Genomic DNA, 464 nt, shown 5'->3' on the forward strand with positions numbered 1-464 from the left:
ACATCTACGTGAGTAGCGGCAGCTCGTTCGACTGGCTGAAGGACCTCGTGTACGACCGCCTGCTCGCGCCGTCGCCGTACGTCGAAGACCCGATGCCGGGGCTGGCGACGGAGACGACGCAAGTCGACGAGACGACGTGGACCGCGACCGTTCGCCCGGACGCCACGTGGCACGACGGCGAACCGTTCACCGCCGACGACGTGGTGTTCACCTATCGCTACTTCCGCGACGCCGAGCCGAATCGCTACACGCACCACGTGAGCGACGCCCCCGAAATCGACGCCATCGAAGCGGTCGACGACGAGACGGTCCGGTTCGAGTGCGCGTACCCCGCACCGACGCTGGCGGACATCACGTTCGCGGACCTCCCCATCCTCCCGGCGCACATCTGGGAGAGCGTCGACGACCCCTACACGTACGCCGAGTACCCAGTCGGGACCGGTCCGTACGAACTGGTCGACTAC

The 464-nt window shown here is 66.8% G+C and carries 1 protein-coding gene; it reads left to right on the forward strand.

All coding sequences use genetic code 11. The features are described 5' to 3' along the window. Positions 1–464, forward strand: a 464-nt coding sequence (locus tag C5B90_RS20135) for an ABC transporter substrate-binding protein (RefSeq protein WP_233512161.1), incomplete at both ends; no start/stop codon positions are given.

This window comes from Haloferax sp. Atlit-12N (assembly GCF_003383095.1).
GTDB lineage: Archaea > Halobacteriota > Halobacteria > Halobacteriales > Haloferacaceae > Haloferax.